At 45.5% G+C, this 23370-nt stretch carries 22 protein-coding genes; 12 read left to right on the top strand and 10 right to left on the bottom strand.

Annotation, left to right across the window (positions count from 1 at the left end; translation table 11 throughout):
* Window positions 1-332: 332 nt before the first annotated feature.
* The 4 genes from BLP85_RS07985 to BLP85_RS08000 form a co-directional block, all read right to left on the bottom strand.
* On the bottom strand, window positions 333-1133 hold the full coding sequence (locus tag BLP85_RS07985; protein WP_092819588.1) for a sulfite exporter TauE/SafE family protein: 801 nt from the start codon (window positions 1131-1133) through the stop codon (window positions 333-335).
* A gap of 47 nt (window positions 1134-1180) precedes the next feature.
* Complete coding sequence (locus BLP85_RS07990) at window positions 1181-1675, bottom strand: flavin reductase (RefSeq protein ID WP_092819589.1); 495 nt, start codon at window positions 1673-1675, stop codon at window positions 1181-1183.
* A 126-nt stretch (window positions 1676-1801) separates the two neighbouring features.
* Window positions 1802-2845, bottom strand: a complete 1044-nt coding sequence (locus BLP85_RS07995; protein WP_092819590.1) for a methionine synthase — start codon at window positions 2843-2845, stop codon at window positions 1802-1804.
* A 42-nt stretch (window positions 2846-2887) separates the two neighbouring features.
* Window positions 2888-3886 carry a putative oxygenase MesX gene (locus BLP85_RS08000; RefSeq protein WP_092819591.1) on the bottom strand — a complete coding sequence of 333 codons (999 nt, stop codon included), beginning with the start codon at window positions 3884-3886 and terminating at the stop codon, window positions 2888-2890.
* 754 nt (window positions 3887-4640) lie between these two features.
* Between BLP85_RS08000 and BLP85_RS08005 the strand changes: the two genes are divergently transcribed.
* Complete coding sequence (locus BLP85_RS08005) at window positions 4641-4826, top strand: hypothetical protein (RefSeq protein ID WP_092819592.1); 186 nt, start codon at window positions 4641-4643, stop codon at window positions 4824-4826.
* A 58-nt stretch (window positions 4827-4884) separates the two neighbouring features.
* Here the strand turns inward: BLP85_RS08005 and BLP85_RS08010 are convergent, their stop codons facing one another.
* From BLP85_RS08010 to BLP85_RS08035, 6 genes are all read right to left on the bottom strand, one after another.
* Complete coding sequence (locus BLP85_RS08010; RefSeq protein WP_092819593.1) at window positions 4885-5616, bottom strand: ABC transporter ATP-binding protein; 732 nt, start codon at window positions 5614-5616, stop codon at window positions 4885-4887.
* Entirely contained in the window at window positions 5609-6832 is a 1224-nt protein-coding gene (locus tag BLP85_RS08015; protein WP_092819594.1) for an ABC transporter permease, read from the bottom strand. The genes BLP85_RS08010 and BLP85_RS08015 overlap by 8 nt, the downstream gene beginning before the upstream one ends.
* Window positions 6829-8055 carry an efflux RND transporter periplasmic adaptor subunit gene (locus BLP85_RS08020; RefSeq protein WP_092819595.1) on the bottom strand — a complete coding sequence of 409 codons (1227 nt, stop codon included), beginning with the start codon at window positions 8053-8055 and terminating at the stop codon, window positions 6829-6831. The genes BLP85_RS08015 and BLP85_RS08020 overlap by 4 nt, the downstream gene beginning before the upstream one ends.
* A 696-nt stretch (window positions 8056-8751) precedes the next feature.
* Window positions 8752-10020 carry a DcaP family trimeric outer membrane transporter gene (locus BLP85_RS08025; RefSeq protein WP_092819709.1) on the bottom strand — a complete coding sequence of 423 codons (1269 nt, stop codon included), beginning with the start codon at window positions 10018-10020 and terminating at the stop codon, window positions 8752-8754.
* Between the two features lie 168 nt (window positions 10021-10188).
* On the bottom strand, window positions 10189-11559 hold the full coding sequence (locus tag BLP85_RS08030; protein ID WP_092819596.1) for an aromatic acid/H+ symport family MFS transporter: 1371 nt from the start codon (window positions 11557-11559) through the stop codon (window positions 10189-10191).
* A 303-nt stretch (window positions 11560-11862) separates the two neighbouring features.
* Entirely contained in the window at window positions 11863-12777 is a 915-nt protein-coding gene (locus BLP85_RS08035; protein WP_092819597.1) for a LysR family transcriptional regulator, read from the bottom strand.
* Between the two features lie 115 nt (window positions 12778-12892).
* Here BLP85_RS08035 and BLP85_RS08040 point away from each other — a divergent pair, with 115 nt between their 5' ends.
* The 11 genes from BLP85_RS08040 (at window position 12893) to pcaF (ending at window position 23276) form a co-directional block, all read left to right on the top strand.
* Window positions 12893-14002: a muconate/chloromuconate family cycloisomerase gene (locus BLP85_RS08040; RefSeq protein WP_092819598.1), complete on the top strand. Its 1110-nt coding sequence runs from the start codon at window positions 12893-12895 to the stop codon at window positions 14000-14002.
* A 21-nt stretch (window positions 14003-14023) separates the two neighbouring features.
* The gene (gene catC, locus BLP85_RS08045) at window positions 14024-14314 is read left to right on the top strand and encodes a muconolactone Delta-isomerase (RefSeq protein WP_086175661.1); all 291 of its coding nucleotides are present in this window, start codon (window positions 14024-14026) and stop codon (window positions 14312-14314) included.
* 143 nt (window positions 14315-14457) lie between these two features.
* Complete coding sequence (gene catA, locus BLP85_RS08050) at window positions 14458-15378, top strand: catechol 1,2-dioxygenase (RefSeq protein WP_092819599.1); 921 nt, start codon at window positions 14458-14460, stop codon at window positions 15376-15378.
* Window positions 15379-15459: 81 nt separating this feature from the next.
* A complete protein-coding gene (gene benA / locus BLP85_RS08055) occupies window positions 15460-16848 on the top strand; it encodes a benzoate 1,2-dioxygenase large subunit (protein ID WP_092819600.1) in 1389 nt (462 codons plus the stop codon).
* Complete coding sequence (benB, locus tag BLP85_RS08060; RefSeq protein WP_092819601.1) at window positions 16845-17336, top strand: benzoate 1,2-dioxygenase small subunit; 492 nt, start codon at window positions 16845-16847, stop codon at window positions 17334-17336. Before benA ends, benB begins: the two co-directional genes overlap by 4 nt.
* Before the next feature lie 89 nt (window positions 17337-17425).
* A complete protein-coding gene (gene benC / locus BLP85_RS08065) occupies window positions 17426-18442 on the top strand; it encodes a benzoate 1,2-dioxygenase electron transfer component BenC (RefSeq protein ID WP_092819602.1) in 1017 nt (338 codons plus the stop codon).
* 17 nt (window positions 18443-18459) lie between these two features.
* Window positions 18460-19245, top strand: coding sequence for a benzoate diol dehydrogenase BenD (benD, locus tag BLP85_RS08070; protein ID WP_092819603.1), 786 nt, complete (start codon window positions 18460-18462; stop codon window positions 19243-19245).
* 58 nt (window positions 19246-19303) lie between these two features.
* On the top strand, window positions 19304-20533 hold the full coding sequence (gene benE, locus BLP85_RS08075) for a benzoate/H(+) symporter BenE (RefSeq protein WP_092819604.1): 1230 nt from the start codon (window positions 19304-19306) through the stop codon (window positions 20531-20533).
* Window positions 20534-20553: 20 nt separating this feature from the next.
* A complete protein-coding gene (locus tag BLP85_RS08080) occupies window positions 20554-21240 on the top strand; it encodes a 3-oxoacid CoA-transferase subunit A (RefSeq protein WP_092819605.1) in 687 nt (228 codons plus the stop codon).
* Between the two features lie 18 nt (window positions 21241-21258).
* Entirely contained in the window at window positions 21259-21909 is a 651-nt protein-coding gene (locus tag BLP85_RS08085; RefSeq protein ID WP_092819606.1) for a 3-oxoacid CoA-transferase subunit B, read from the top strand.
* A 164-nt stretch (window positions 21910-22073) separates the two neighbouring features.
* Window positions 22074-23276, top strand: a complete 1203-nt coding sequence (pcaF, locus tag BLP85_RS08090) for a 3-oxoadipyl-CoA thiolase (protein ID WP_092819607.1) — start codon at window positions 22074-22076, stop codon at window positions 23274-23276.
* The last annotated feature ends 94 nt before the right edge of the window (window positions 23277-23370 follow it).

The raw sequence follows: 23370 nt of genomic DNA on the forward strand, positions 1-23370 counted from the left end.
ATGGGTAAACGCCAAGGTGAAGGATGAAAAAAAATATGACATCCTTTTAAATGACACCCCCCATAATTCTTGTTGCTGTTTAGTAAAATTTCTCCCTGAATATGTAAATAAAATGCTTAGAAAATGCCTTACCCTCTCCAGAAAGGCGCTTCCTGTCTTCTCGTGTTCCCATTAATTCCAAGATCAAGCTAAACAGAGATGACCAGCCTTTCATTCTTACTAAAAAGTATTCGCTTCACATGGCAAATTTCTGCCAAAACAACAGGCGAGAATACGCACAGTGGCGTGTCGCAGACTTAAAGGATGTCTGATCCTCAGACATCCACCAGATCTCAAAATAATCCCTTAACGACAAAAAAACATCCTACAATCAATAACAATCCTGCAAAACATTTTTTGAGCATGCTGGGTGATAATGCATGTGCAGCTTTGGCACCTAAACTTGCGGTAAAGAAACTCATTATGCTAATACCCAGAAAAGCATAAACATGAATAAAGCCAATGGTGTTTGGAATCTCAACATGCTGCTGCATGCCAAAGAACATAAAGCCTAATGCACCGGCAATCGCAATTGGTAAACCGCATGCCGCAGATGTTCCGACAGCTTTTTGCATCACTACGCCATTTGCCGTTAAATACGGCACGGTAATGCTTCCGCCGCCAATCCCAAAGATGGCTGATGCCACACCGATGCCTGAACCCGCAGCGATTTGCTTGCCTGTAGATGGTAATGTTTTACTGGGATCAACTGCTTTCTTTGCACCCTTAAACATGCTGTAAGCAACCCAAAGTAAAAATATGCCAACAATAATCTGCAAATGTAGACCTGAGAGCCAGCCTGCAATGCCTGCGCCTGCAAAACAGCCGATTGCCATTGGCAGTGCCAGATTTTTAAAGACAGGCCAAATCACGGCATCATTTTTATGATGTGCCATTAAAGAGCTGATAGAGGTCACGATAATAGTGGCCAATGAAGTGCCTAAGGCCAAGTGCATAATCACATCAGGGCTATAGTCCATTTGGCTAAAGACAATATACAGCAATGGCACAATGATAGTACCGCCACCCACACCAAAGAGCCCGGCAGCAAATCCAGCCACGGCGCCGATGACTAAAAAAATGATTAATTCCACGATATAATTACTTAGTTAAGATTTTGATATTCAATAAAAATTTAAATTTAAACAATTTCCACTTGCCCTACATGGTGATAAGCGCGATTAAAGTACACCAAACTTTCTTCTTGCTGGCTTTGTTGAATCGCCACCACTTTGCAGATAAAAATACTATGCGTTCCCATCTGTTGAATCTGCTCAATTTCGCAATCAAAACTCGCTAATGCATCTTTCAGTACAGGAGAACCCGTTTCCAGCGTTGTCCAAGCCCCCAGTTTAAATCGTTCTTCAGAGCTGAATTTGCTCGAGGCAAATGCATTGGAAAGGATTTCATGCTGTGCGCCTAAAACATTCACAGACAGAATTTTATTCTGAATAAAATGTGCATGTGAGCGAGATGATTGATTCATGCAGACCAGCAAGGTCGGTGGGGTATCGGTTACACTGCATACCGCCGATGCAGTAAATCCATGCATGCCTGCTGCGCCCTCTGTCGTGATTACATTCACTGCAGTGGTTAGCAAAGACATTGCATTTCGAAAATCGATTGCTTCAATCATCTCGTAAATCTCAAATTTGAATTTTGCTTATCTCTAGCCGGAGGCAAGGCGCTTGATTATTCGATTGATCTGAATGATTTAACTGAAAAATAACGCGCCCTTTCCTTATTTTGAGACAGCCCGGAATTAAGCTGTCAGTTCTTGACGCACAATAGCAGCGCCTGCACTTAATGCATTCAGCTTGCCTTGTGCAACTCGACGAGAGAGTGGTGCCATACCGCAGTTGGTTGAGGGGTAAAGTTTGTCGGTATCGACAAACTGCAGCGCTTTACGTAAGGTATCTGCCACTTCTTTAGGCGTTTCGATCTGATTGGTCGCCACATCAATTGCACCCACCATCACTTTCTTGCCACGAATCAGTTCAATCAAATCCATCGGTACACGTGAGTTTTGACATTCAAGCGATACGATATCAATTTTAGATTGTTGTAATTTAGGAAAAATTTCTTCGTACTGACGCCATTCTGAACCTAAAGTCTTTTTCCAGTCGGTATTGGCTTTAATGCCGTAACCGTAGCAAATGTGTACCGCAGTTTCACATTTCAGACCTTCAAGTGCACGCTCCAAAGTTGCAATGCCCCAATCATTCACTTCATCAAAGAACACATTAAAAGCAGGTTCATCAAACTGGATGATGTCCACCCCTGCTGCTTCAAGCTCAAGGGCTTCCTGGTTCAAAATTTTGGCAAATTCCCAAGCCAGTTTTTCACGGCTCTTATAGTGACCATCGTATAGGGTATCAATCATTGTCATTGGACCGGGTAGCGCCCATTTAATGGGTTGATTGGTTTGACTGCGTAAAAATTTTGCATCTTCTACAAACACAGGTTGTTTGCGAGATACCGCACCTACCACAGATGGCACGCTGGCATCGTAACGCTTACGTATTTGAACTGTTTCCCGCTTTTCAAAGTCCACACCTTCAAGGTGTTCAATAAAGGTCGTGACGAAGTGCTGACGGGTTTGTTCACCATCGCTGACAATATCAATACCGGCTTGCAGTTGCTCATGCAATGACAGACTTAAGGCATCCCGTTTTGCTTGTAGCAACTCCTCACCTTCTAGTTTCCAGGGTGACCAAAGTTTCTCAGGTTCAGCCAGCCAGGAAGGTTTCGGTAAGCTGCCAGCGGTTGAGGTCGGGAGTAGAGTTTTTGGTTGTAAAAGCGCCATGTGTAATCTTCTTTCTCTAAATTCGTAAATTGATGCTGTGAATCAGGCAGCCTGCGCTTGATCTGCGTTTGCAACCTTAAAGTTCGCCGCCCACGCATCCAGAATGTCTTTATAAGGCTTGATGAAGTTTTCTTCCGTCCATTTACCCTGTTTGACGGCCAATTGACCACGCTCAACACGGTCGTAGACAATTTGCGTCAATGAAAAATCCTGATAGTTTAAGCTTGGCTGATACACCAAACCTGCCGGTGAATTGGTGTTGTAGATTTCAGGACGATAGATTTTTTGAAAACTTTCCATGGTGCTGATGGCACTGATGAGCTCAAAATCGGTGTAGTCACGGAGCAAGTCACCTGCAAAATAAAATGCCAAAGGTGCATTGCCATGTTCAGGTTTGAAGTAACGAACGGTTAAGCCCATTTTTTTAAAATAGTCATCGGTACGTGAATATTCGTCATTTTTGTATTCCACGCCTAACACTGGATGCACATGGGCTGTGCGGTAATAGGTTTTGGTGGTCGAAACACTGAGACAAATCACAGGCTGCTTTTTAAACTCGGCTTTAAAGGCTGCTGAATGGATGAGATGCTGATACAATTTACCGTGCAAATCACCAAAATTTTCAGGTTTTTCATCTGTTTTACAGCCGAGTGACGGTAATACCACACTGAAATCATAATCACGTACATAAGATGAGAAGCTGTTCCCAATCATGCCTTCAATACGTTCATTGGTTTTATGGTCGGTAATGGTGCTTTTCAGCATTTCAATGAATGGAAAAGTTTGACCCTTGCCTTCAACGTCTAGTTCAGCAGAGATGATATCAATTTCAAGTGAATATCGGTCACCTTTCGGATTATCACAGCTGGCCAGACTATTGAAACGGTTATTGATCATCGCTAAAGTTCTGCGAAGATTCTCTTGACGGCTTCCGCCACGTGCCAAATTGGCAAAGTTTGTTGTTAAACGTGTATTGTCTGCCGGCTGATAGTTCTCATCAAAACGGATGCGCTTAATTGAACATGCAAATTTATTACTCATGGAGATTCACTGCCCTAATCTTTTCAATAAAATTAAAATTTCTGTATGCAGTCATTTATACTGGAATTAAAACATGAATAAAAATGATTTAATCTAATCACAAAGTGAGTAAAATTCACTTTAAAAATCTTATGGTATTGGCAAGAGAAACAATCGAAGCAAAATGACTGCTCCATCTCGGATAGCTTAAGTCAATTCAATCTACATAAAATGCTGGAAAATAAGGATTTAAAATTCGTCTGTTTAAATAATTAAAAAATTATAAATTACAATATCTTAATAAAATATATCTATCAAAAAATCGTGCAGGTGCGTTTAAAAATTTGACTTGAAAGCCCATCAATTGAATTCTGTAGGAGGACAGAAAAATTTCTCTATAAGGCATTTATATGGTGTTATTTAAATAAGTGACAACACTTATTGCATCACGTCCATAAAAGCAACCATATTGAATTTAACTCATTTTAAGATGAGAAAGTATCAACATATTCAGCCTGTATAATTGCATCCAAACAGCTGGATATAAGGAAACCCAAACCCTATATGTCGAATAAACATGGTTATCAAAAATGGCTATATCAAAAGGTTATGAAGAAGATCCAGCACATGCATTTAACACAAGCCACAATTTATAGAATCAAGCAGGTTATAAATACAACAGTGTAATCACAGTCCTGCAATACAATAACAAGAATATTGAGGCAGAGGCTCAACTCAAAACATGGGCTATCAACATTTAAAAAGGTAAATGCTTATGATTAATCCAGATAAAGAAACAGATGAAGAAGTAAATGAAGAATTTCCAGAAGAGGAATTAGACCCGCAAGAAAAGCAGGATCGTGAAATTCAGCGTGGTCAGTTAGGCGTAGACAAAGACCCACAGATAAAACGAGACCAAATCCGTCAGGAGCATCAGGATGAAGAAGATCAGAATCTATAGTTTTAAATGAGTTGATTCATCTGAAGAACAAATGAAAGCTTCCTCTTCTTGTAGATAGCTATTTGTCAGATACTGTCTCTATCACCTGCGCTTTAGAATCACTTTGAATACGGCCATCGACCAGATTGATGGTGCGATCACAGGTGGCAGACAGACGTGGATCATGCGTCACCAGCAGTACCGCACAATCCCGTTCACGATGTACTTTACGGAATAATTGAAACATGTCTGCAGCCGTCTGGGTATCCAGATTCCCTGTCGGTTCATCGGCCAATAATAGTGCCGGTTCCGTAATCAGTGCCCGGGCAATCGCCACCCGCTGTTGCTGACCGCCCGAAAGCTCATTGGGTTTACGGTCAGCAAACTGTTCCAAACCGACCGCAGCAAGCAGTTCACGCGCCCGCTCCAGTGCCTGTTTGTCCGGCTTGCCATGTGTCAGCATCAATGGCATGAGTACATTGTTTAAGGCCGTAAAGGCCTGTATAAGATGGTGAAACTGAAATACGAAACCGATACTGTTGCCGCGTAGCGCCGTGCGTCCCGCATCATCCATGCCACTGGTCGGCTGACCCAGCAAATACAGCTCACCGCTGCTGGGTTTATCCAGCAAACCTAAAATATTCAATAAGGTACTTTTGCCGGAACCGGATGGACCAATCAGCGCAGCAAAATCATTGCGTTCAATGCGCAAATCAATTCCATGCAATACTTCAACTTCATTGGGCTGCCCAATATTATAGGATTTACGCAGCGCTTCCAGGCGCAGTACTTCCTGAGACTGATCAGACATGACGAATTGCCTCCACAGGGTCCAATGCTGCTGCCCGGCGCGAGGGTATCGCAGCAGCCAGCACGCCAGTCAGCGTCGCCAGCAACAAGGCCAGTATCACCAGATTGATTGAAAGCGGAATATAAAAAAGACCGGGACCAAAGGTATTGAATATCCACACCAGTCCATAACTGACCGCACTGCCTAAAACCGAACCCAGCAGGCCAAATATTGCGCCTTGAAACAGGAAAATTCGTAAAATTTGCAACTGGGTCGCGCCCGTCGCACGCAAAATACCGATTTCCCGGGTACGCTGCACCACGCTGACCGACATGACGCTGGCAATCCCAAATGCCACCGAAATTGCCACAAAGATAATAATCATATTGGTCGACAGGCTCTGAGCGGTAATCGCATTCATCAGCTGGGCATTGGTTTTAATCCAGCTTTCGGCTTTAAGTGAGGTCAGGCGTCCTATCTGTGCGGCAATATTGTCTGCCTCAAAAATATCTGCGATGGTCAGGTCAATCACGGTAACGCCGCCAGGTAAACTGAGTAAGGACTGCGCCTGTTTCAAGTCCAGGTACACATAGCGCGCATCCAGCTCACGTACCCCAAGTTCAAAGATCCCGGCCACATTGACCAGTGCATTGTTCTCCCGCCCCGTATCCAGCCGTAACTTGCTTCCCACCTGCACCCCCAGATCTTTGGCGAGCTGGCTGCCAATCATTACATCGTCTGCACCGATGCGCAGCTGGCCACTCACTAGATATTCTTTCAGCGGGATGATCTGTTGATAACGCTCCAGATTAATGCCTACCAAGGCAACCGATTGAATGGCATCGCCGCGTTGCACAAAGGCTGGCCCGGATACCACCGGAGATACGGCGGTCAGTACCGGCAACTGATCCAGGGTTTCGGTAATCTGCTGCCAGTTGTTGATCGAGCGCAGCCGCTGTGCCCGCTTGTCTTCCTGCAATAATTGCACCGTTCCTGCAGCAGGCTGCACAATCTGGTTGACCTCATCCGGTGACAGCAAACGGATATGGGCCTGAGTACCCAAAGTACGTTCGACAATATTCGACTGCAATCCTTGAATTAAAGCACTGATAAAAATGATGACAGCCACACCCACTGCGACACCCACAGTAATCATGATGGACTGTGCACGACCTTCACGCAAAAAACTGATTGCGATTGTCCACTCTGTCCAGAGCCGCCCGAAAAAGTTTTTCAATCGAATTTCACCGGTAATTCATTTTTGCTATCTGTATCATCAGCCTGATGATTCAAAGGCGTGTTTTGCTGTTTTAAGCGTACCCGCGCACCCTCTGTTAAGGAGGATTCAGCATCGGCCAGCACCTGATCTCCATCCTGCAAACCCGAAACCACTTCCGACATCGCCAGGCCACGTAAGCCTAAGGTGACTTGACGACGCTGTATCTTTCCATCACGTACCAAGAGCACAATGGCCTTATTGCCTTTAATACCGCTTAAAGCATCGTTTGGTATAGCCAATGCCCGTTCCCGTCTGTTGGTCTCGACATTCACCGACACCGTCATATCCTGACGCAGAAAATCAGGCACCGGATCGACGGCTAAGCGAACCTCTACCGTACCACGCTGCGGGTCTATGCTGGGTGCAATGAAATTGATCCGGGCCGGAAAAGGTTGATCCGGAAAGGCATCAGAAATTACTGTTGCCTTTTGCTGTAAAGCAAGTTGTGGCAAATTTCGCTCATCCAGAGGCACCCGGATTTCTGTATTGCCCTTCAATGCAATAGTAAATAAGGTCTGACCCGGCTGGATCAGGTCACCCGGTTCCACATCCAGTGTGAGTACCGTACCTGTGACTGTAGAGCGAATTTTAGTTTTGGCCAGTTGGGCTTGGGCTACAGCAAGTTGCTCACGAAGCTTGGCTTCCTCGACTTGACCCGGTGCCAATGCTGCTGTTTTTAGTCGGACTGTTTCAAAATTATTGCGGGCGACCCTTTCCGCTTCCACGGCCTGTTCTATTTCTTCTGCTGAGAGTATGCCTGCTTCTAGATTACGCCTGCGTGCTGCTTCCCGACTGGCCTGTTCGAGCTGGGCTTTGGCTGTAGCCAGTTCTGCCATTGCCTGTGGGCGCCGACTGGTTGCGAGTTCGGTCAGTGCCACTTCGGCTTGTCGTACCTGTGCAAGCAGTTCATCCGACTTGAGAACCAATAGTAAATCCCCCGGAACAACCTGATCCCCTTCCTGCACAAGCCGCTCGAGAACAATACCGGTAATTTCACTACCCACCTGGGCACGTGATACAGTCGCTACTCGGCCGGTCGCGACCACATTCTGCACCAGAGGCTTGTATGTCAAGGTATAGGCTGGCAATAGCGGTCCCTGCCACCAGCGAAACAGAGCATAAGCTACTGCAAGTATGAGCAGCAGGATGATAATCACAAATTTATAGCGAACAACGCGCAATGAATCTCTCCAGTTCAGCTTAAGAGCTTGGTACATCTAACAGTAAATACTGTTGCTCTGTAGAATTGTATGCTTCAACCTGTTATTAACAATAAGTTTTTTTTGAAAAGCCTGATGAATTTAAACTATTAAACTTTGGTCGTGGTCTGTTCATGGTAAATTGTCTAATTCGAATGATTATCCGAATGAGTCGTATAAAATAAATGAAAAAATTGCTCCGTTTATACCTACATTCGCATTCTTGGCTTCTTTTTTTAAATTGATAAAATAATTTATCATAAGCCGAATAACCATCAAAATTCCAGACTGGACAAATTTCGTCCATACTTTTATTTTGCAAAGAGAAAACATCTAAAAAAAACCGTAGGATGTCCTATAGTGAAATTATTGCTTTCAAGCTGCCTTGCGAGCCAGTCAGGGTCAAGCATCTGCTTATCTTGAATACGGTCGGCAATTTAAGATGAAGAGGATGGGCTGGGTTTTAAAGATTGCGGGTGTTGGCCATTTTATTAAGGCTTGGCCTAGCTGCATCAACCCGAACCGGGAGAACTATTCAAAATAAACCGTTATTACCATTGATGGGATTTTCTTATCATACCAGTTATGGCATAGATGCTTATTCAGGGAAAATTAAATACAAAAATAAAGGCCTTACTATAAGTTATTATATAGTAAGGCCTTTTGATTTACCGACTGTTAGAAATTATAGATTGCAACTGCATTTAAACGATTATCTTCACCTGTTTTACTGCCATTTGGTGCAGCCCCAAACGCCTCACGTTCGCCATAAACATATTCAAGACCAAAACTTAAAGGCTTGGTTGGGCTATAGAAAATATTTGCCCATGCTTGCCAAAGCTCTTTGTTGGCTTTGGTTTTATCTGCAAGCGCATTAATATAGTTTTGGTCTTCATCAAAACTCATATAGCCATAGCCTAGTGTACCGTGGAGTTTGTCACCAAATTTTTGAGTCACACCAAGCATAATGGAGTCAAATTCATTTTGAACGAGACTACCATCTGTCCGAGCAATTACACCAGTATTGGTAAATGATACAAAGCTGCTGTCCCCTTTCACATGATAGTAATCGGCTTTTAGGGTTGTTCCCGGCACCACATCATACTTGGCACCCGCACCTACGCCCCATGCCATTTCTTCTTCAGAATTGATCCGCTTTTCATGGCCCATGGCACGTACACTGACATTAAAGTTATCTGCAAACTGGTGATTTAAACGTGCAGTGAGTGCAGGTAAACGCTGGCTCACTGTGCTGTCTTTAGGGTCTTCAGCGGCAACGACTAAATTGGTTTTTGGATTAAATTTGGCGGTATAACGAACTTGCGGTGTACGTTTTACAGCACCACCGACAAACGCTAAAGCATCAATCGTTTCTGGCATATAATCTGGAATGGCAAAGTTTGACCAGGTTTGACCCATTAACCAGTTGCCATAATTTAAGTAGGCATGACGAATACGTAAATTATCGAGGTTAGCTCCACCCAGGAAATCCACTTCGATTTTACCTTTTACGTCTTGGTCACCCACAGGGCTTTTGAAATCTAAACCTAAACGTGTTGCAGAAAGCGTTGATCTTAAACGATCACTTTGTTCTGCATTGCCTTCAAGCGGTACGCTGTTAATCTGGTTATAAGGCATATCTCTAGCACCGCCTTCTACCTGATAAGAGGCATCTAAACGCACATTACCGTATAAATTAAACTCGGCGCCTTTGGCAGTTTTCAATACAGGGTTTGCTGGCACAGTTGCTGCAGTACGTTGTACGTTAGCAATTGCAGTCGCTGTTTGTGCATTTTGTACTTTTTGCTGCTCAACCAAACTGCGCAAAGCCTGAACTTCCTGTCTAAGTTGTTCAATTTCATTTTGCTGCTGGGTTTGTGCTTGCGCTGCAACGCTCATCCCGCCCATGCTTAATGCAATCATGCTCATCATGAGCGTACGCTGCATATTTGGTCGAACCGTTGTTGTTTGTGAATCAGTTGTTGGGGTTAAAGTTTTCGCGTTCATCCTAAACTCGCTTGTTATTTTGCAATCAAATTCTAGCAACAGATCACCATCGCTTACGATGGCAATCTATATCATTGATGACAGTAAGTTAATGAAAAGGTAAATAAATTATTGAATTGATTTTTGTGCAACTGAATTGTTGTTCGCATTAGACGCTGTAAGCGCTTTCGCATCTACAGAAGCTTTCAGGTTCACCATGAAGATTGCTAACGCCGCAATTACACCGGGAATCGCAATAGCAAAGAAGTTCATTTGATGCGGTAAATTCATGGTTAGCAATGCACCTGTTAACACGGGTCCGACAATGGCGCCAATACGGCCAATTCCTGAAGCCCATCCCATACCGGTTGAACGTACTGTGGTTGGATAATACTGTGCTACAAAGGTATACAGTAAAATCTGGGAACCAATGGTCGCTGCACCTGCCACAGCAATCAAGCTGTAGAGTACAAACTGCGGGCTGTTAAATCCGAGTAAAATTAACGCTGCTGCACCACATAAAAACATAATGGTCAGTACTTTTTTAATGTGGAAGCGATCTGCCAAGGCACCGCCACCAATCGCGCCAATCATGCCGCCAATATTGAGGGCAAACAGGAAGATCATACTGGCACCAAGTGAATAACCAGCCTGAATCATGAGTTTTGGTAACCAGCTGCCTAGGGCATAGACCATCAACAGGCACATGAAGAATGCAATCCAGAACATGAAGGTACTGAAACTACGGCCTTGTTGGAATAACGCTTTAAGTGGAGCTTCGTCGCCTTTTAACACGTCATTCAGAACAAATTGCGTACCCTGTTGAATGCTGAGTTGAGGTGCGATTTTCTGGATAATGCCACGCGATTTCTCGGTCTCATTTTTCGCAGTTAAATACATCAACGATTCAGGCAGGAACATCCAGATCACCGGCAAAAGTAATAATGGCGCACCGGCAAGAAGGAACATGATTTTCCAGCCAAACTGCGGTACCAGCCATGCACCCAATAATGCAGAGGACATTCCACCAATCGCATAACCACTAAACATCAAGGCAACCAGCGTGCTGCGGATACGTTTTGGTGCATATTCGGTCATCAGGGCGACCACGTTTGGCATCACGCCACCAATTCCCAAACCGGCCAGGAAGCGCAGAATACCAAACTCAGTCGGGTTGCTGGCAAAAGCACCTAAAAAGGTAAAGCCACTGAACAGTGTTACACAGATCATAATGGTTTTTTTACGGCCAATTTTATCGGACAGGGTTCCGAAACTCATGGCACCGAACATCATGCCAAATAATGCGGTACTGGCCAGTAAACCCGCCTGTACGGTATTGAGCGCCCATTCCTGCATGAGCAAGGGTAGCGCCACGCCATAAATCACCAGGTCATAACCGTCAAAGATAATGATCATGAGGCACCAGAATAAGACGCCCCAATGAAATGGTGTAAATTTCGCTTCATCAATGAGTGTATTGATATTTATTTTATTGGACATGCTTCACCTCCTTTCTGTGAAGTCCTGTTTGTGCCATCACAATGCAGAAGATGCGAAAAAATGTCCAAAACCGATTGCATATATATTCATACCTTAAAAGTTGAATGCCCATTGTTTGGAGTGGGTGCAATACTTTAAAGATATCTTCACAAGGTCTAATTCAGCCTGAGTGCTGCTTTAGTCATTCTTTTTTTTAAAAAAATACAGAACCCTCACCCCCTTGAGGATGCGTCTGCATAATTGGATACCGCTGAAAATTTTGAGTTAATCCAGCCCGAATTTACGATGAATGACAGCCGAGGTTCAGATTACACTGCGGTCATAAGCAATCGCTTCCAGGTCATAAACCTGATAAATACAGTCAAACAGCGAACGGATATGTTCGCTTTCATCCATGCTGCGAATCGCCAGAAAGATGGGACTGACCGCGGCATCATCTAGTAAGGGAATATAATGCAAATGCGGTAACTGAATGGTTTTGGCGCTTTCCGGGACAATACAAATCCCTTCCCCGGCAGCCACCAGCCCCAGAGCCAGCTGGATTTCACGCACTTCCTTCAAGTTTTTCGGGTCCAGGCTATATTCTGAAAACAGCGATCTGACCTGAGTAGAAAAATTCGGTTTGGGATGGCTCGGATACAGAAACAGGTTTTCGTCAACAATATCTGTCAGGAAAATTCCCTTTTTATGTTGTACAAGTGGATGGCTGGAATGCATGGCGACCATCAGCGGCTCTTCACGCAACAGGATGCGCCGAACCGCCGGATCGGAAATTCTGAGACGACCAAAACCGACATCAATCCGCCCTTCTTTCAAGGCCTGAATCTGGTCTTTGGTGCTCATTTCAATCAGTTCGATTTTTAAATGCGGCTGCTGCTGGCGGAATAGATAGACAATTTTGGGTAATAAGCCATAGAGCAAAGAACCGACAAAACCCATGGTAATGGTTTTTTCTGCCATGCCCACCCGCTGGGTCATGGCTTTAATTTCTTCTGCATTAGACAAAAGTTTAACCGCATGCTGATAAAAGAATTGCCCGGCTTCAGTGGTTAATAATGGTCGGCTACCCCGCTCAAAAAGCTGGATTCCCAGCTCTGCTTCAAGGTTTTGTATCTGCCGGCTTAAAGGTGGTTGAGCAATAAACAGTTTTTCCGCCGCCTTGGTGAAGCTCTGTTCTTCTACGACGGCTACAAAGTAGCGTAAATGTCTCAGTTCCATGATATTTCATACCTTTAAAGCATACTAAAATGCAAAATTGATCTTAGACAGTGAGTATCTATTCTTTTAAGGTATATCACAAGAGATACACAAAGCAAGATTGAGAAGCTCAAAGATGTATAAATCCATAGAAACGTTGCTTGTCGAAATTCCTACCATTCGCCCACACAAGATGGCGGTGGCGACGATGCAGACCCAAACACTGGTACTGGTCAAAATCAGCACAGAAGATGGTTTTGTGGGTTGGGGCGAAGCAACAACCATTGGTGGACTAGGCTACGGTGACGAAAGCCCGGAGAGCATCAAAACCAATATCGATACTTATTTTGCGCCTCTATTAAAAAGTTTAACAGGGCTAAATGTTGCGCAAACTGTACAGACTTTAAAAAAGCATATCAATGGCAACCGTTTTGCCAAATGTGCCATTCAAACAGCTTTACTGGATATTCAGGCACAGCGTCTCAATATTCCTGTAAGTGAACTGCTTGGCGGTCGTTTACGTGACAGCGTGCCGGTACTTTGGGTATTGGCTTCTGGCGATACCGATAAAGATATTGCTGAAGCGAAGAAAATGATTGAGGCCAAACGCCATAACATTTTCAAGTTAAAAATCGGTTCACGTGCAGTCGAAGCCGATGTTGAGCATGTACTGGCCATTAAGAAGGCGCTAGGCAAAGACATTTCTATTCGCGTAGACGTGAACCGTGCCTGGTCAGAGCTACAAGCCGTTAAAGGCATTCAGCTGTTGCAGGATGGCGGTGTTGACCTGATTGAGCAACCTTGTGCAATTGACAACATTGATGCCATGCAGCGTCTGACCCGTAAATTTGACATTGCCATTATGGCCGATGAATCGCTGATGGGACCACAAAGTGCATACCAGCTTGCCAAGTGCAACGCGGCATCGGTATTTGCCGTCAAAGTTGCGCAGTCTGGTGGACTGATGGAAGGCTGCGTGGTGGGCAAAATTGCCCAATTGGCTGGAATTGACCTGTATGGCGGCACCATGCTGGAAGGTCCTGTGGGCACGATTGCATCTGCACACGTGTTCTCGACTTTTGAAAACCTGGCGTATGGCACAGAGCTGTTTGGCCCTCTGCTACTTACTGAACAAATTTTAAAGACCCCGCTTCAATATCAGAATTTTCAGCTTGCCCTTCCTAAAGGTGCTGGTTTGGGTATCGAGCTGGATGAAGACAAGATTGATAACTTACGTCGTCACTAATTGAAGAGAAAGGAGTTTCACATGCTTTTTCAGGTACGTATGGACGTGAACATTCCACTGGATATGCCAGCGGAAAAAGCCAATGAAATTAAAGCAGTTGAAAAGGCTTATTCACAAGATTTACAGCGCCAGGGTAAATGGCGACATATCTGGCGCATCACTGGTCAGTATTCCAACATCAGTATTTTTGATGTGGAGAGTAATGAAGAACTGCACAACATTTTGCAGGGTCTTCCACTTTATCCATACATGAATATCGAAGTGATGGCTTTAAATCGTCACCCTTCTTCAGTTCGTGACGATGACAGCTGATCAATAAACTGGAAAAGGAAGGTAAATTTATTCCTTTTCTGTAAAGCAAAACGTAATTCAAACAAGGAATGGGGCAGCCAGTACTCTCACAACAAATATTGAGAAATGAGCCACCCAAAAACATACTTCCAAGGAGTAACAAAATGGATCGTCAAACCATTGAAAATGTAGTTAAAGCTTGTAACGTAGACACTTCTGAAGGTCCAGTAAATGCACGTGTACAACAGGTACTGGTGCGTTTGGTTACAGATTTGTTCCAAGCGATTGAAGACCTGGATCTCAGCCAGTCTGAAGTTTGGAAAGGTATTGAAACCATTATTGATATCGCAAAAGCTGATGAGTTTGCATTGATGGGATCTGCAGTCGGTCTGGAACACTTCCTTGACCTGCGTGCTGATGAAGCTGATGCGAAAGCAGGCTTAACGGGTGGTACGCCACGTACAATTGAAGGTCCTTTGTATGTTGCTGGTGCACCTGAGTCTACAGGTTTTGCCCGTATGGATGATGGTTCTGAAGAAGGCAAAATCCCGACATTAATCATCGACGGTACTGTAACTGATACAGAAGGCAACATCATTCCTGGTGCTAAAGTTGAAGTTTGGCATGCCAACAGTCACGGTAACTATTCATTCTTTGACAAATCACAAAGCCACTTTAACCTGCGTCGCTCAATCTTTGCAGATGAAAAAGGCCAATACACTGCCCTTACTACCATGCCGGTAGGTTATGGCCTGAACCCTGAAGGTCCGCTTCAAGGTGTTCTTAACATGATCTCCCGTCATGGTCAGCGCCCTGCTCACGTGCACTATTTCATCTCTGCACCGGGCTACCGTAAGCTAACCACCCAGTTCAACATCGAAGGCGACAAGTACCTTTGGGATGACTTCGCATTCGGTACACGTGAAGGTCTGGTTGCAACTGCTGTGGACGTAACTGATGAAGCTGAAATCGCACGTCGTGGCCTGAAAGGTCCTTTCAAACACATCCAGTTCGATGTAGTACTTCAGAAAGACAAAGCTGGTGCTCCTTCTACTGAAGTTGAACGTCGTCGCGCAAGCGCTTAATGACCTTATGATAGGAAATCGAGATGTCAGTTTCATGACATCTCGGTGACTTGCCCAAAGTTGGACAGTCGGAGAACGGACATGCCTCGTATCCCAGTAATTAACACCAGCCATCTTGATCGTATTGATGAACTTTTAGTTGACGATTTTGAAAGTGGCGAATTTAAGCTTCACCGTTCTGTATTTACAGATCAAGCCCTGTTTGACCTGGAGATGAAATACATCTTTGAAGGCAACTGGGTTTATCTGGCCCATGAAAGCCAGATTCCAAACAACAACGATTTCTATACCACTTATATTGGCCGTCAGCCAATCATCATTGCGCGTAACCGTAATGGCGAACTGAATGCCATGATTAATGCCTGTTCTCACCGTGGCGCACAATTGTGCCGTAACAAGAAAGGCAACAAAGCGACTTATACCTGCCCATTCCACGGCTGGACATTCAACAACTCTGGCAAGTTGTTAAAAGTGAAAGACCCAAGCGAAGCAGGTTATTCAGACTGCTTCAACAAAGACGGTTCACACGACCTGAAAAAAGTTGCACGTTTTGAAAGCTATAAAGGCTTCCTGTTCGGTAGCTTGAATCCGGACGTTCCTTCACTGGAAGAATACCTGGGCGAAGCGACCAAAATCATTGACATGATTGTAGGCCAGTCAGAGCAAGGCCTGGAAGTTTTACGTGGTTCTTCGACTTATACCTATGAAGGTAACTGGAAGTTGACTGCCGAAAACGGTGCCGATGGTTACCACGTGTCTGCCGTACACTGGAACTACGCTGCAACAACTCAGCAACGTAAAGAGAAAGAAGCCGGTGACAACATCCGTGCCATGAGTGCAGGTTCATGGGGCAAACAAGGCGGTGGTTCTTACGGCTTTGAACACGGTCACATGCTGCTATGGACACAATGGGCCAACCCGGAAGACCGTCCTAACTTTGCCAAAAAAGATGAATACACCGAGCAATACGGTGATGCTATGGCGAAATGGATGATCGAACGTTCACGTAACCTGTGCCTCTATCCAAACGTATATTTCATGGACCAGTTCGGTTCACAAATTCGCGTATTACGTCCACTTTCTGTCGATAAGACTGAAGTGACCATTTACTGTATCGCGCCTAAAGGTGAAGAGCCAGAAGCTCGCGCACGCCGTATCCGCCAGTACGAAGACTTCTTTAATGCTTCAGGTATGGCTACTCCAGACGACCTGGAAGAATTCCGTGCCTGTCAGGCGGGTTACGCAGGTATCGCGCTTGAATGGAACGACATGTGCCGTGGTTCTAAACACTGGATCCAAGGTCCGGATGATGCTGCCAACGAAATCGGTTTAAAACCAAAACTTTCTGGTGTTAAAACGGAAGATGAAGGTTTGTACCTGGCTCAGCACCAGTACTGGTTAGAACTGATCAAGAAAGGCATTGCGACTGAGAAAGAAATTGCGGCATCTACTGAAGGAGAAAACGCATGAGCGACATCACTTTAGAAAATATTGCTCAATTCCTTTATCAGGAAGCCCGCTTTCTAGATGATGAGCAATGGGATGACTGGTTACAGTGCTATGCCCCTACCGCTTCTTTCTGGATGCCGGCTTGGGATGATGATGACAAACTGACCACAGATCCGCAGTCTGAAATCTCTTTGATTTATTACCCGGACCGTCAAGGTTTGGAGGACCGCGTGTTCCGTATCAAGACTGAACGCTCGTCTGCAACCATGCCAGATACCCGTACCAGCCACAACATCAACAACATTGAAATTGTTGAACGTGATGGTGACAAAGTAACGGTTCGTTTTAACTGGAACACCTTGAGTTTCCGTTACAAAACCAACTACAGCTACTTCGGTATGTCACGTTATGTGATCGATTTTTCTGGCGACAAACCACAAATTTTAAGCAAGTACGTGGTGCTGAAAAACGATTATATCAACCAAGTCATTGATATTTATCACCTCTAAGACTGTTCTACAGCAAGGTAAAACCTTTCAGCCATATGGAAATTTGGCTGAAAGGTCTAGTTTTAAAGATTTATATAGGATATTCAGCCATGTCAAACCACAATGTTGCACTTCAATTTGAAGATGGCGTTACACGTTTTATTTCTGTTGCACAAGGTGAAACCCTGTCAGATGCAGCTTACCGTCAAAAGATCAATATTCCTTTGGACTGCCGTGACGGTGCATGTGGAACGTGCCGTGCGTTTTGTGAATCAGGTTCGTATGACATGCCTGAAGAAACTTATATTGAAGATGCACTGACTCCTGAAGAAGCAGCTGAAGGCTACATTCTTGCATGTCAATGTAAACCGACTTCTGACGCCGTATTCCAGATTCAAGCTTCTTCTGAAGTATGTAAAACTGAAATTCATGAATTCCAGGGTACTTTGGCTCGCGTCGAAAACCTGTCTGACTCGACCATTACTTTTGACATTCAGCTCGATGAAGGTCAACCGGACATTCACTTCCTGGCAGGTCAATATGTCAATGTCGGCATTCCAGGTACAACAGAAACCCGTTCTTATTCATTCAGCTCTAAACCGGGTAATCGTTTAACCAGCTTTGTGGTACGTAACGTGCCAAACGGTAAAATGAGTGAGTTCTTGAGTGCCAATGCCAAAGCTGGCGACAAAATGACCTTTACCGGTCCATTTGGCAGCTTCTACCTGCGTCCTGTGGCTCGCCCTGTCTTGATGCTGGCAGGCGGTACTGGTATCGCACCGTTTATGTCTATGCTGCAAGTACTGGAAGAAAAAGGTTCAGAGCAGCCTGTACGTCTGGTATTTGGTGTGACCAATGACTTTGACCTGGTGGCTATTGAAAAGCTGAACGAATTGCAAGAAAAATTCCCGTGGTTCGAGTATCGCACTGTTGTGGCTAACCCGGAATCTGCACATGAGCGTAAAGGTTATGTGACAGGTCACATCGAAAATGAATGGCTGAATAGTGGTGATGTCGACATCTACTTATGTGGTCCAGTACTTATGGTGGAAGCGGTGCGCGGCTGGTTAGAAGCAGAGGGTGTTAAACCTGCAAGCTTCCTGTTTGAAAAATTCTCTGCAAATTAATTCAAGGAGATTTTTCAATGTCTAATCGTCAAAGATTTGAAAATAAAGTTGTGATCGTAACTGGTGCCGCTCAAGGCATCGGTCGCGGTGTCGCGCTGCAAGTCGCCAGTGAAGGTGCTCAAGTGGTGATGGCTGACCTTTCTCCTTATGTGGAAGAAGTTCTGGCTGAAATTGAAGCCACAGGCGGTGATGCGATTACGGTGAAAGCCAATCTGGAAACTTTTGCAGGTGCAGAATCTGTGGTTGCCAAAGCGATTGAAACCTATGGCCGTGTCGATGTGCTGATCAACAACGTCGGTGGCGCGATCTGGATGAAACCTTTCCAGGAATTTTCTGAAGAGGAAATCATCAAGGAAGTGAACCGTTCATTGTTCCCGACCATGTGGTGCTGCCGTGCCGTGTTGCCTGAAATGATCAAGAATCAGAAAGGTACCATTGTTAACGTATCTTCAATTGCAACACGCGGCATTAACCGTGTGCCTTATTCGGCTTCAAAAGGTGGCGTGAACGGTTTAACCGCTTCCCTCGCCTTTGAACATGCCAAAGACGGGATTCGTGTCAATGCAGTGGCAACCGGTGGAACAGAAGCTCCACCACGTAAAGTGCCACGCAATGCCAATCCACTTTCTGAATCTGAAAAAGAGTGGATGCAGCAGGTAGTCGATCAAACCATTGACCGTACTTTCCTGGGACGCTATGGCACGATTCAGGAGCAAGTGAATGCCATCACTTTCCTGGCATCTGACGACTCGTCTTATATGACAGGGACAGTGGTTCCTGTTGGTGGTGGTGATCAGGGCTAACCCCCCGATCATAAACGTGGTACAGGATCATTGATTTATCAGCATGGAGGCAGTAGCAATGACGACCCTGTTTAAAAGCTTAAAAGATGACTGGTCTGTGTCAGCAACGGTTGCAGGATTTTTAGCCGTGCTGATTTCCTATTCCGGGCCGTTGATCATCTTTTTCCAAGCGGCACAAAAAGCCAATGTTGACCCCAGCATGATGATTTCATGGATCTGGGGAATCTCCATTGGTGCAGCAGTTGCAGGGATTTTTTTATCAATCAAGTACAAAGTCCCGGTTATCACTGCCTGGTCAGCGCCCGGCACGGCACTGTTGGTCACGTTATTTCCCAATATTTCTTTAAATGAAGCGGTCGCTGCCTATATTACGGCCGCTTTGGTAATTCTTGTTATTGGTTTGACAGGCTATTTCGACAAGCTTTTGAAATGGATTCCCCAATCCATTGCGGCGGGCATGATGGCCGGGATTCTATTTCAATTTGGCCTGGGACTGTTTACCGCTACAAACAGCATGCCCCTGATCGTGTTTGGCATGGTGCTGGTTTTTTTAGTATCCAAGCGCATAAATCCACGCTACAGCATGGTTTGGGTACTGCTTGCAGGGGTTTTACTCAGCTTAGTCCTCGGCAAAATGAACCCTGTCACTGTTGATTTCAGCCTTGCCATTCCACAGTGGATTAGCCCTGAATGGTCAATTAATGGCATGCTGAATCTGGCGATTCCACTAATCCTGGTCAGTCTTACCGGGCAGTTTTTGCCCGGCATGGCCATTATGAAACTCAGCGGTTATGACACACCTGCAAAACCGATTATCACCACCACCAGTATTGCATCGCTTGCTGTGGCTTGCGTAGGTGGCATCACCATTGTTTTGGCATCCATTACCGCTGCCTTATGCATGGGTAAGGATGCACATGAACTGAAAGATAAGCGCTATATTGCAGGCATTGCCAATGGTGTGTTTTACATTTTAGGCGGATTATTTGCCGGCAGCATCGTGATGCTGTTCAGCCTGCTTCCGAAAGAACTGGTTGCAGCGCTTGCAGGCCTTGCCCTGTTGGGTGCCATTGCTACTAATGTTTCAGTGTCCATGAAAGATGAAAGCGAACGTGATGCAGCCTTAATCACTTTTTTAGCCACGGCATCTGGTATGCATTTCCTTGGATTGAGTTCGGTGTTTTGGGGCATTTGTATCGGTCTCGTCGCCCATCTTTTATTAAGCAAACCCCAAACAGGTCCGACAGTGTCAAACACTGTTTCCCTCTCCCAAACTGAAACTAAATAATTTTAGCGTTAGGAACGATTATGATCGATAAAAGCGTGGCTTCATTAATGGAAGTCCTCTCTCAAATTAAAGATGGCTCGACCATCATGATTGGCGGTTTTGGTACAGCGGGTCAGCCGGCAGAGCTGATTGATGGCCTGATTGAGCTGGGCATCAAGGATCTGGTGATTGTCAACAATAACGCTGGGAATGGCGACTATGGTCTAGCCAAACTGCTTAAAGCTGGTGCAGTCCGTAAAATCATCTGCTCTTTCCCGCGTCAGTCGGATTCCTGGGTGTTTGACGAACTTTACCGTGCCGGAAAAATCGAACTGGAACTGGTCCCTCAAGGCAACCTGGCGTGCCGTATTCAGGCTGCGGGTATGGGCTTGGGTCCAATCTACACGCCTACAGGTTTCGGAACATTGCTGGCTGAAGGTAAACCGACCCTGAACTATGAAGGCAAAGACTATGTGCTGGAAAACCCGATCAAGGCGGATTTTGCTTTGATTAAAGCACATCAAGGCGACCGTTGGGGCAACCTGGTGTACCGTAAATCTGCGCGTAACTTCGGTCCGATCATGGCGATGGCTGCTGACGTGACCATTGCCCAGGTGTCTGAAGTGGTTGAACTGGGTGCGCTTGATCCTGAACACATCATTACCCCGGGAATTTTTGTACAGCATGTTGTTGCTGTGGGCACTAAACAACTTGAGCAATCTGCTTAATCACGCGAGGATAAAAAGATGAGCTATAGCAAACTGACCCGTGACCAGATCGCTGAACGTGTGGCACAAGACATTCCTGATGGTGCCTATGTCAACCTGGGCATTGGCTTACCGACCAAAATTTCCAGCTACCTGCCTGCCGATAAAGACGTGTTTCTACATTCTGAAAATGGCCTGCTGGCTTTCGGCCCTCCTCCTGCTGAAGAAGACCGTGATCCAGAACTGATCAATGCCGGGAAAGAATTTGTCACGATGCTGACCGGTGGTTCTTTCTTCCATCACGGTGATTCATTCGCCATGATGCGTGGCGGTCACCTGGACATCGCCGTACTCGGTGCTTTCCAGGTCGCTGAAAATGGTGACCTGGCCAACTGGCATACCGGTGCACCGGATGCGATTCCTGCAGTAGGCGGTGCAATGGACTTGGCTGTTGGTGCCAAAAAAGTCTTTATCACCACCGATCACGTGACCAAAAAAGGCGAGCCAAAAATCGTGGCTGAGCTGTCTTACCCTGCGACTGGCCTGAAATGTGTCGACCGTATCTACACTGACCTCTGCGTGATTGATGTCACCCCTGAAGGCATGAAAGTGATTGAGAAAGTTGAAGGCCTGTCATTTGAAGAATTGCAGTCAATGACCGGTGCCAAACTGATTGATGCAACTCAATGAGTATAAATAGACAGACATCGCTATTTTTAAACGACGCATTGAATAGAGATTGAACGTTCCTTCTCCCTCTGGGAGAAGGCTAGGATGAGGGGAATTTTCCAAACATCCTCTCCCTAACCCTCTCCTTCAAAGGAGAGGGAACTTTATAAAGAAGAGAATACTCCATGAAAAACGCATATATCATTGATGCCATCCGTACCCCATTCGGCCGTTATGCCGGTGGCCTCGCTCCTGTCCGTACTGATGACCTGGGTGCACTTCCAATCAAGGCCTTGATGGAACGCAATCCATCGGTGAACTGGGAACAGGTCGATGACGTGATTTACGGCTGTGCCAACCAGGCCGGTGAAGATAACCGTAACGTCGGTCGCATGTCGGCTCTTTTAGCGGGTTTACCGTACCAAGTACCGGCAACGACAATTAACCGTCTTTGTGGTTCATCACTGGATGCGATTGCCATGGCAGCACGTACCATTAAAGCGGGCGAAGCTGAACTGATTATTGCCGGTGGTGTTGAGTCAATGAGCCGTGCGCCGTTTGTAATGGGCAAGTCTGAATCTGCCTATGGTCGCAGTCAGAAGATTGAAGACACCACCATGGGCTGGCGCTTCATTAACCCGAAACTGAAAGAAATGTACGGCGTGGAAACCATGCCGCAAACCGCTGAAAACCTGGCGGAACAGTTCAATATTAACCGTGCCGATCAGGACCAGTTTGCCTTGACCAGCCAGCAACGTACCGCTGCTGCACAAGCACGTGGTTTCTTTGATAAAGAAATTATTCCTGTGGTGATTCCACAGCGTAAAGGTGATCCGGTCGTCGTTGATAAAGACGAACATCCACGTGCGACCACGACAGAAGCTTTGGCAAAACTGAAACCTGTGGTGAAAGCCGATGGTACCGTAACGGCAGGTAATGCTTCCGGGATCAATGATGGTGCGGCTGCCCTACTCATTGCATCTGATGAAGCTGTTACTCAACACGGTTTGAAACCGCGTGCCAAAATTATCGGTTCAACCGTTGTGGGCGTTGAACCGCGTATTATGGGCTTTGGTCCTGCACCGGCCATCAAAAAACTATTGGCGCAAACCGGTTTGACTTTAGAGCAGATGGATGTGATCGAGCTGAACGAAGCTTTTGCTGCACAAGCACTGGCCTGTACCCGTGACTTAGGCATTGAAGATGGTTCAGAGAAAGTGAATCCGAACGGTGGTGCGATTGCTTTAGGTCATCCACTCGGTGCTTCAGGCGCGCGTCTGGTGACCACAGCACTGAACCAGCTGGAACAGACTGGTGGTAAATACGCACTATGCTCTATGTGCATTGGTGTCGGTCAAGGCATCGCTTTGATTATTGAACGCGTTTAATCCTCATTCAAAGTCCCCCTTTCTTGCGCTTCAGCTTAAAGCAATGCTTAAGCCTTGCTCAGGGGGATTTAGGGGGATTTATAAGATTAAGGAT

The organism is Acinetobacter kookii (assembly GCF_900096895.1).
Lineage (GTDB): Bacteria > Pseudomonadota > Gammaproteobacteria > Pseudomonadales > Moraxellaceae > Acinetobacter > Acinetobacter kookii.

What these genes read in the sequence shown, in the direction of transcription:
- catC (WP_086175661.1), top strand. Translation starts at nt 14,024, where the DNA reads ATGCTTTTTCAGGTACGTATGGACGTGAACATTCCACTGGATATGCCA.
- BLP85_RS08025 (WP_092819709.1), bottom strand. Translation starts at nt 10,020, where the DNA reads ATGCAGCGTACGCTCATGATGAGCATGATTGCATTAAGCATGGGCGGG.
- BLP85_RS08040 (WP_092819598.1), top strand. Translation starts at nt 12,893, where the DNA reads ATGTATAAATCCATAGAAACGTTGCTTGTCGAAATTCCTACCATTCGC.
- BLP85_RS08030 (WP_092819596.1), bottom strand. Translation starts at nt 11,559, where the DNA reads ATGTCCAATAAAATAAATATCAATACACTCATTGATGAAGCGAAATTT.
- catA (WP_092819599.1), top strand. Translation starts at nt 14,458, where the DNA reads ATGGATCGTCAAACCATTGAAAATGTAGTTAAAGCTTGTAACGTAGAC.
- benE (WP_092819604.1), top strand. Translation starts at nt 19,304, where the DNA reads ATGACGACCCTGTTTAAAAGCTTAAAAGATGACTGGTCTGTGTCAGCA.
- BLP85_RS07990 (WP_092819589.1), bottom strand. Translation starts at nt 1,675, where the DNA reads ATGATTGAAGCAATCGATTTTCGAAATGCAATGTCTTTGCTAACCACT.
- benB (WP_092819601.1), top strand. Translation starts at nt 16,845, where the DNA reads ATGAGCGACATCACTTTAGAAAATATTGCTCAATTCCTTTATCAGGAA.
- BLP85_RS08010 (WP_092819593.1), bottom strand. Translation starts at nt 5,616, where the DNA reads ATGTCTGATCAGTCTCAGGAAGTACTGCGCCTGGAAGCGCTGCGTAAA.
- BLP85_RS08085 (WP_092819606.1), top strand. Translation starts at nt 21,259, where the DNA reads ATGAGCTATAGCAAACTGACCCGTGACCAGATCGCTGAACGTGTGGCA.
- BLP85_RS08005 (WP_092819592.1), top strand. Translation starts at nt 4,641, where the DNA reads ATGATTAATCCAGATAAAGAAACAGATGAAGAAGTAAATGAAGAATTT.
- BLP85_RS08000 (WP_092819591.1), bottom strand. Translation starts at nt 3,886, where the DNA reads ATGAGTAATAAATTTGCATGTTCAATTAAGCGCATCCGTTTTGATGAG.
- benD (WP_092819603.1), top strand. Translation starts at nt 18,460, where the DNA reads ATGTCTAATCGTCAAAGATTTGAAAATAAAGTTGTGATCGTAACTGGT.
- BLP85_RS07995 (WP_092819590.1), bottom strand. Translation starts at nt 2,845, where the DNA reads ATGGCGCTTTTACAACCAAAAACTCTACTCCCGACCTCAACCGCTGGC.
- pcaF (WP_092819607.1), top strand. Translation starts at nt 22,074, where the DNA reads ATGAAAAACGCATATATCATTGATGCCATCCGTACCCCATTCGGCCGT.
- BLP85_RS08035 (WP_092819597.1), bottom strand. Translation starts at nt 12,777, where the DNA reads ATGGAACTGAGACATTTACGCTACTTTGTAGCCGTCGTAGAAGAACAG.
- benC (WP_092819602.1), top strand. Translation starts at nt 17,426, where the DNA reads ATGTCAAACCACAATGTTGCACTTCAATTTGAAGATGGCGTTACACGT.
- benA (WP_092819600.1), top strand. Translation starts at nt 15,460, where the DNA reads ATGCCTCGTATCCCAGTAATTAACACCAGCCATCTTGATCGTATTGAT.
- BLP85_RS08080 (WP_092819605.1), top strand. Translation starts at nt 20,554, where the DNA reads ATGATCGATAAAAGCGTGGCTTCATTAATGGAAGTCCTCTCTCAAATT.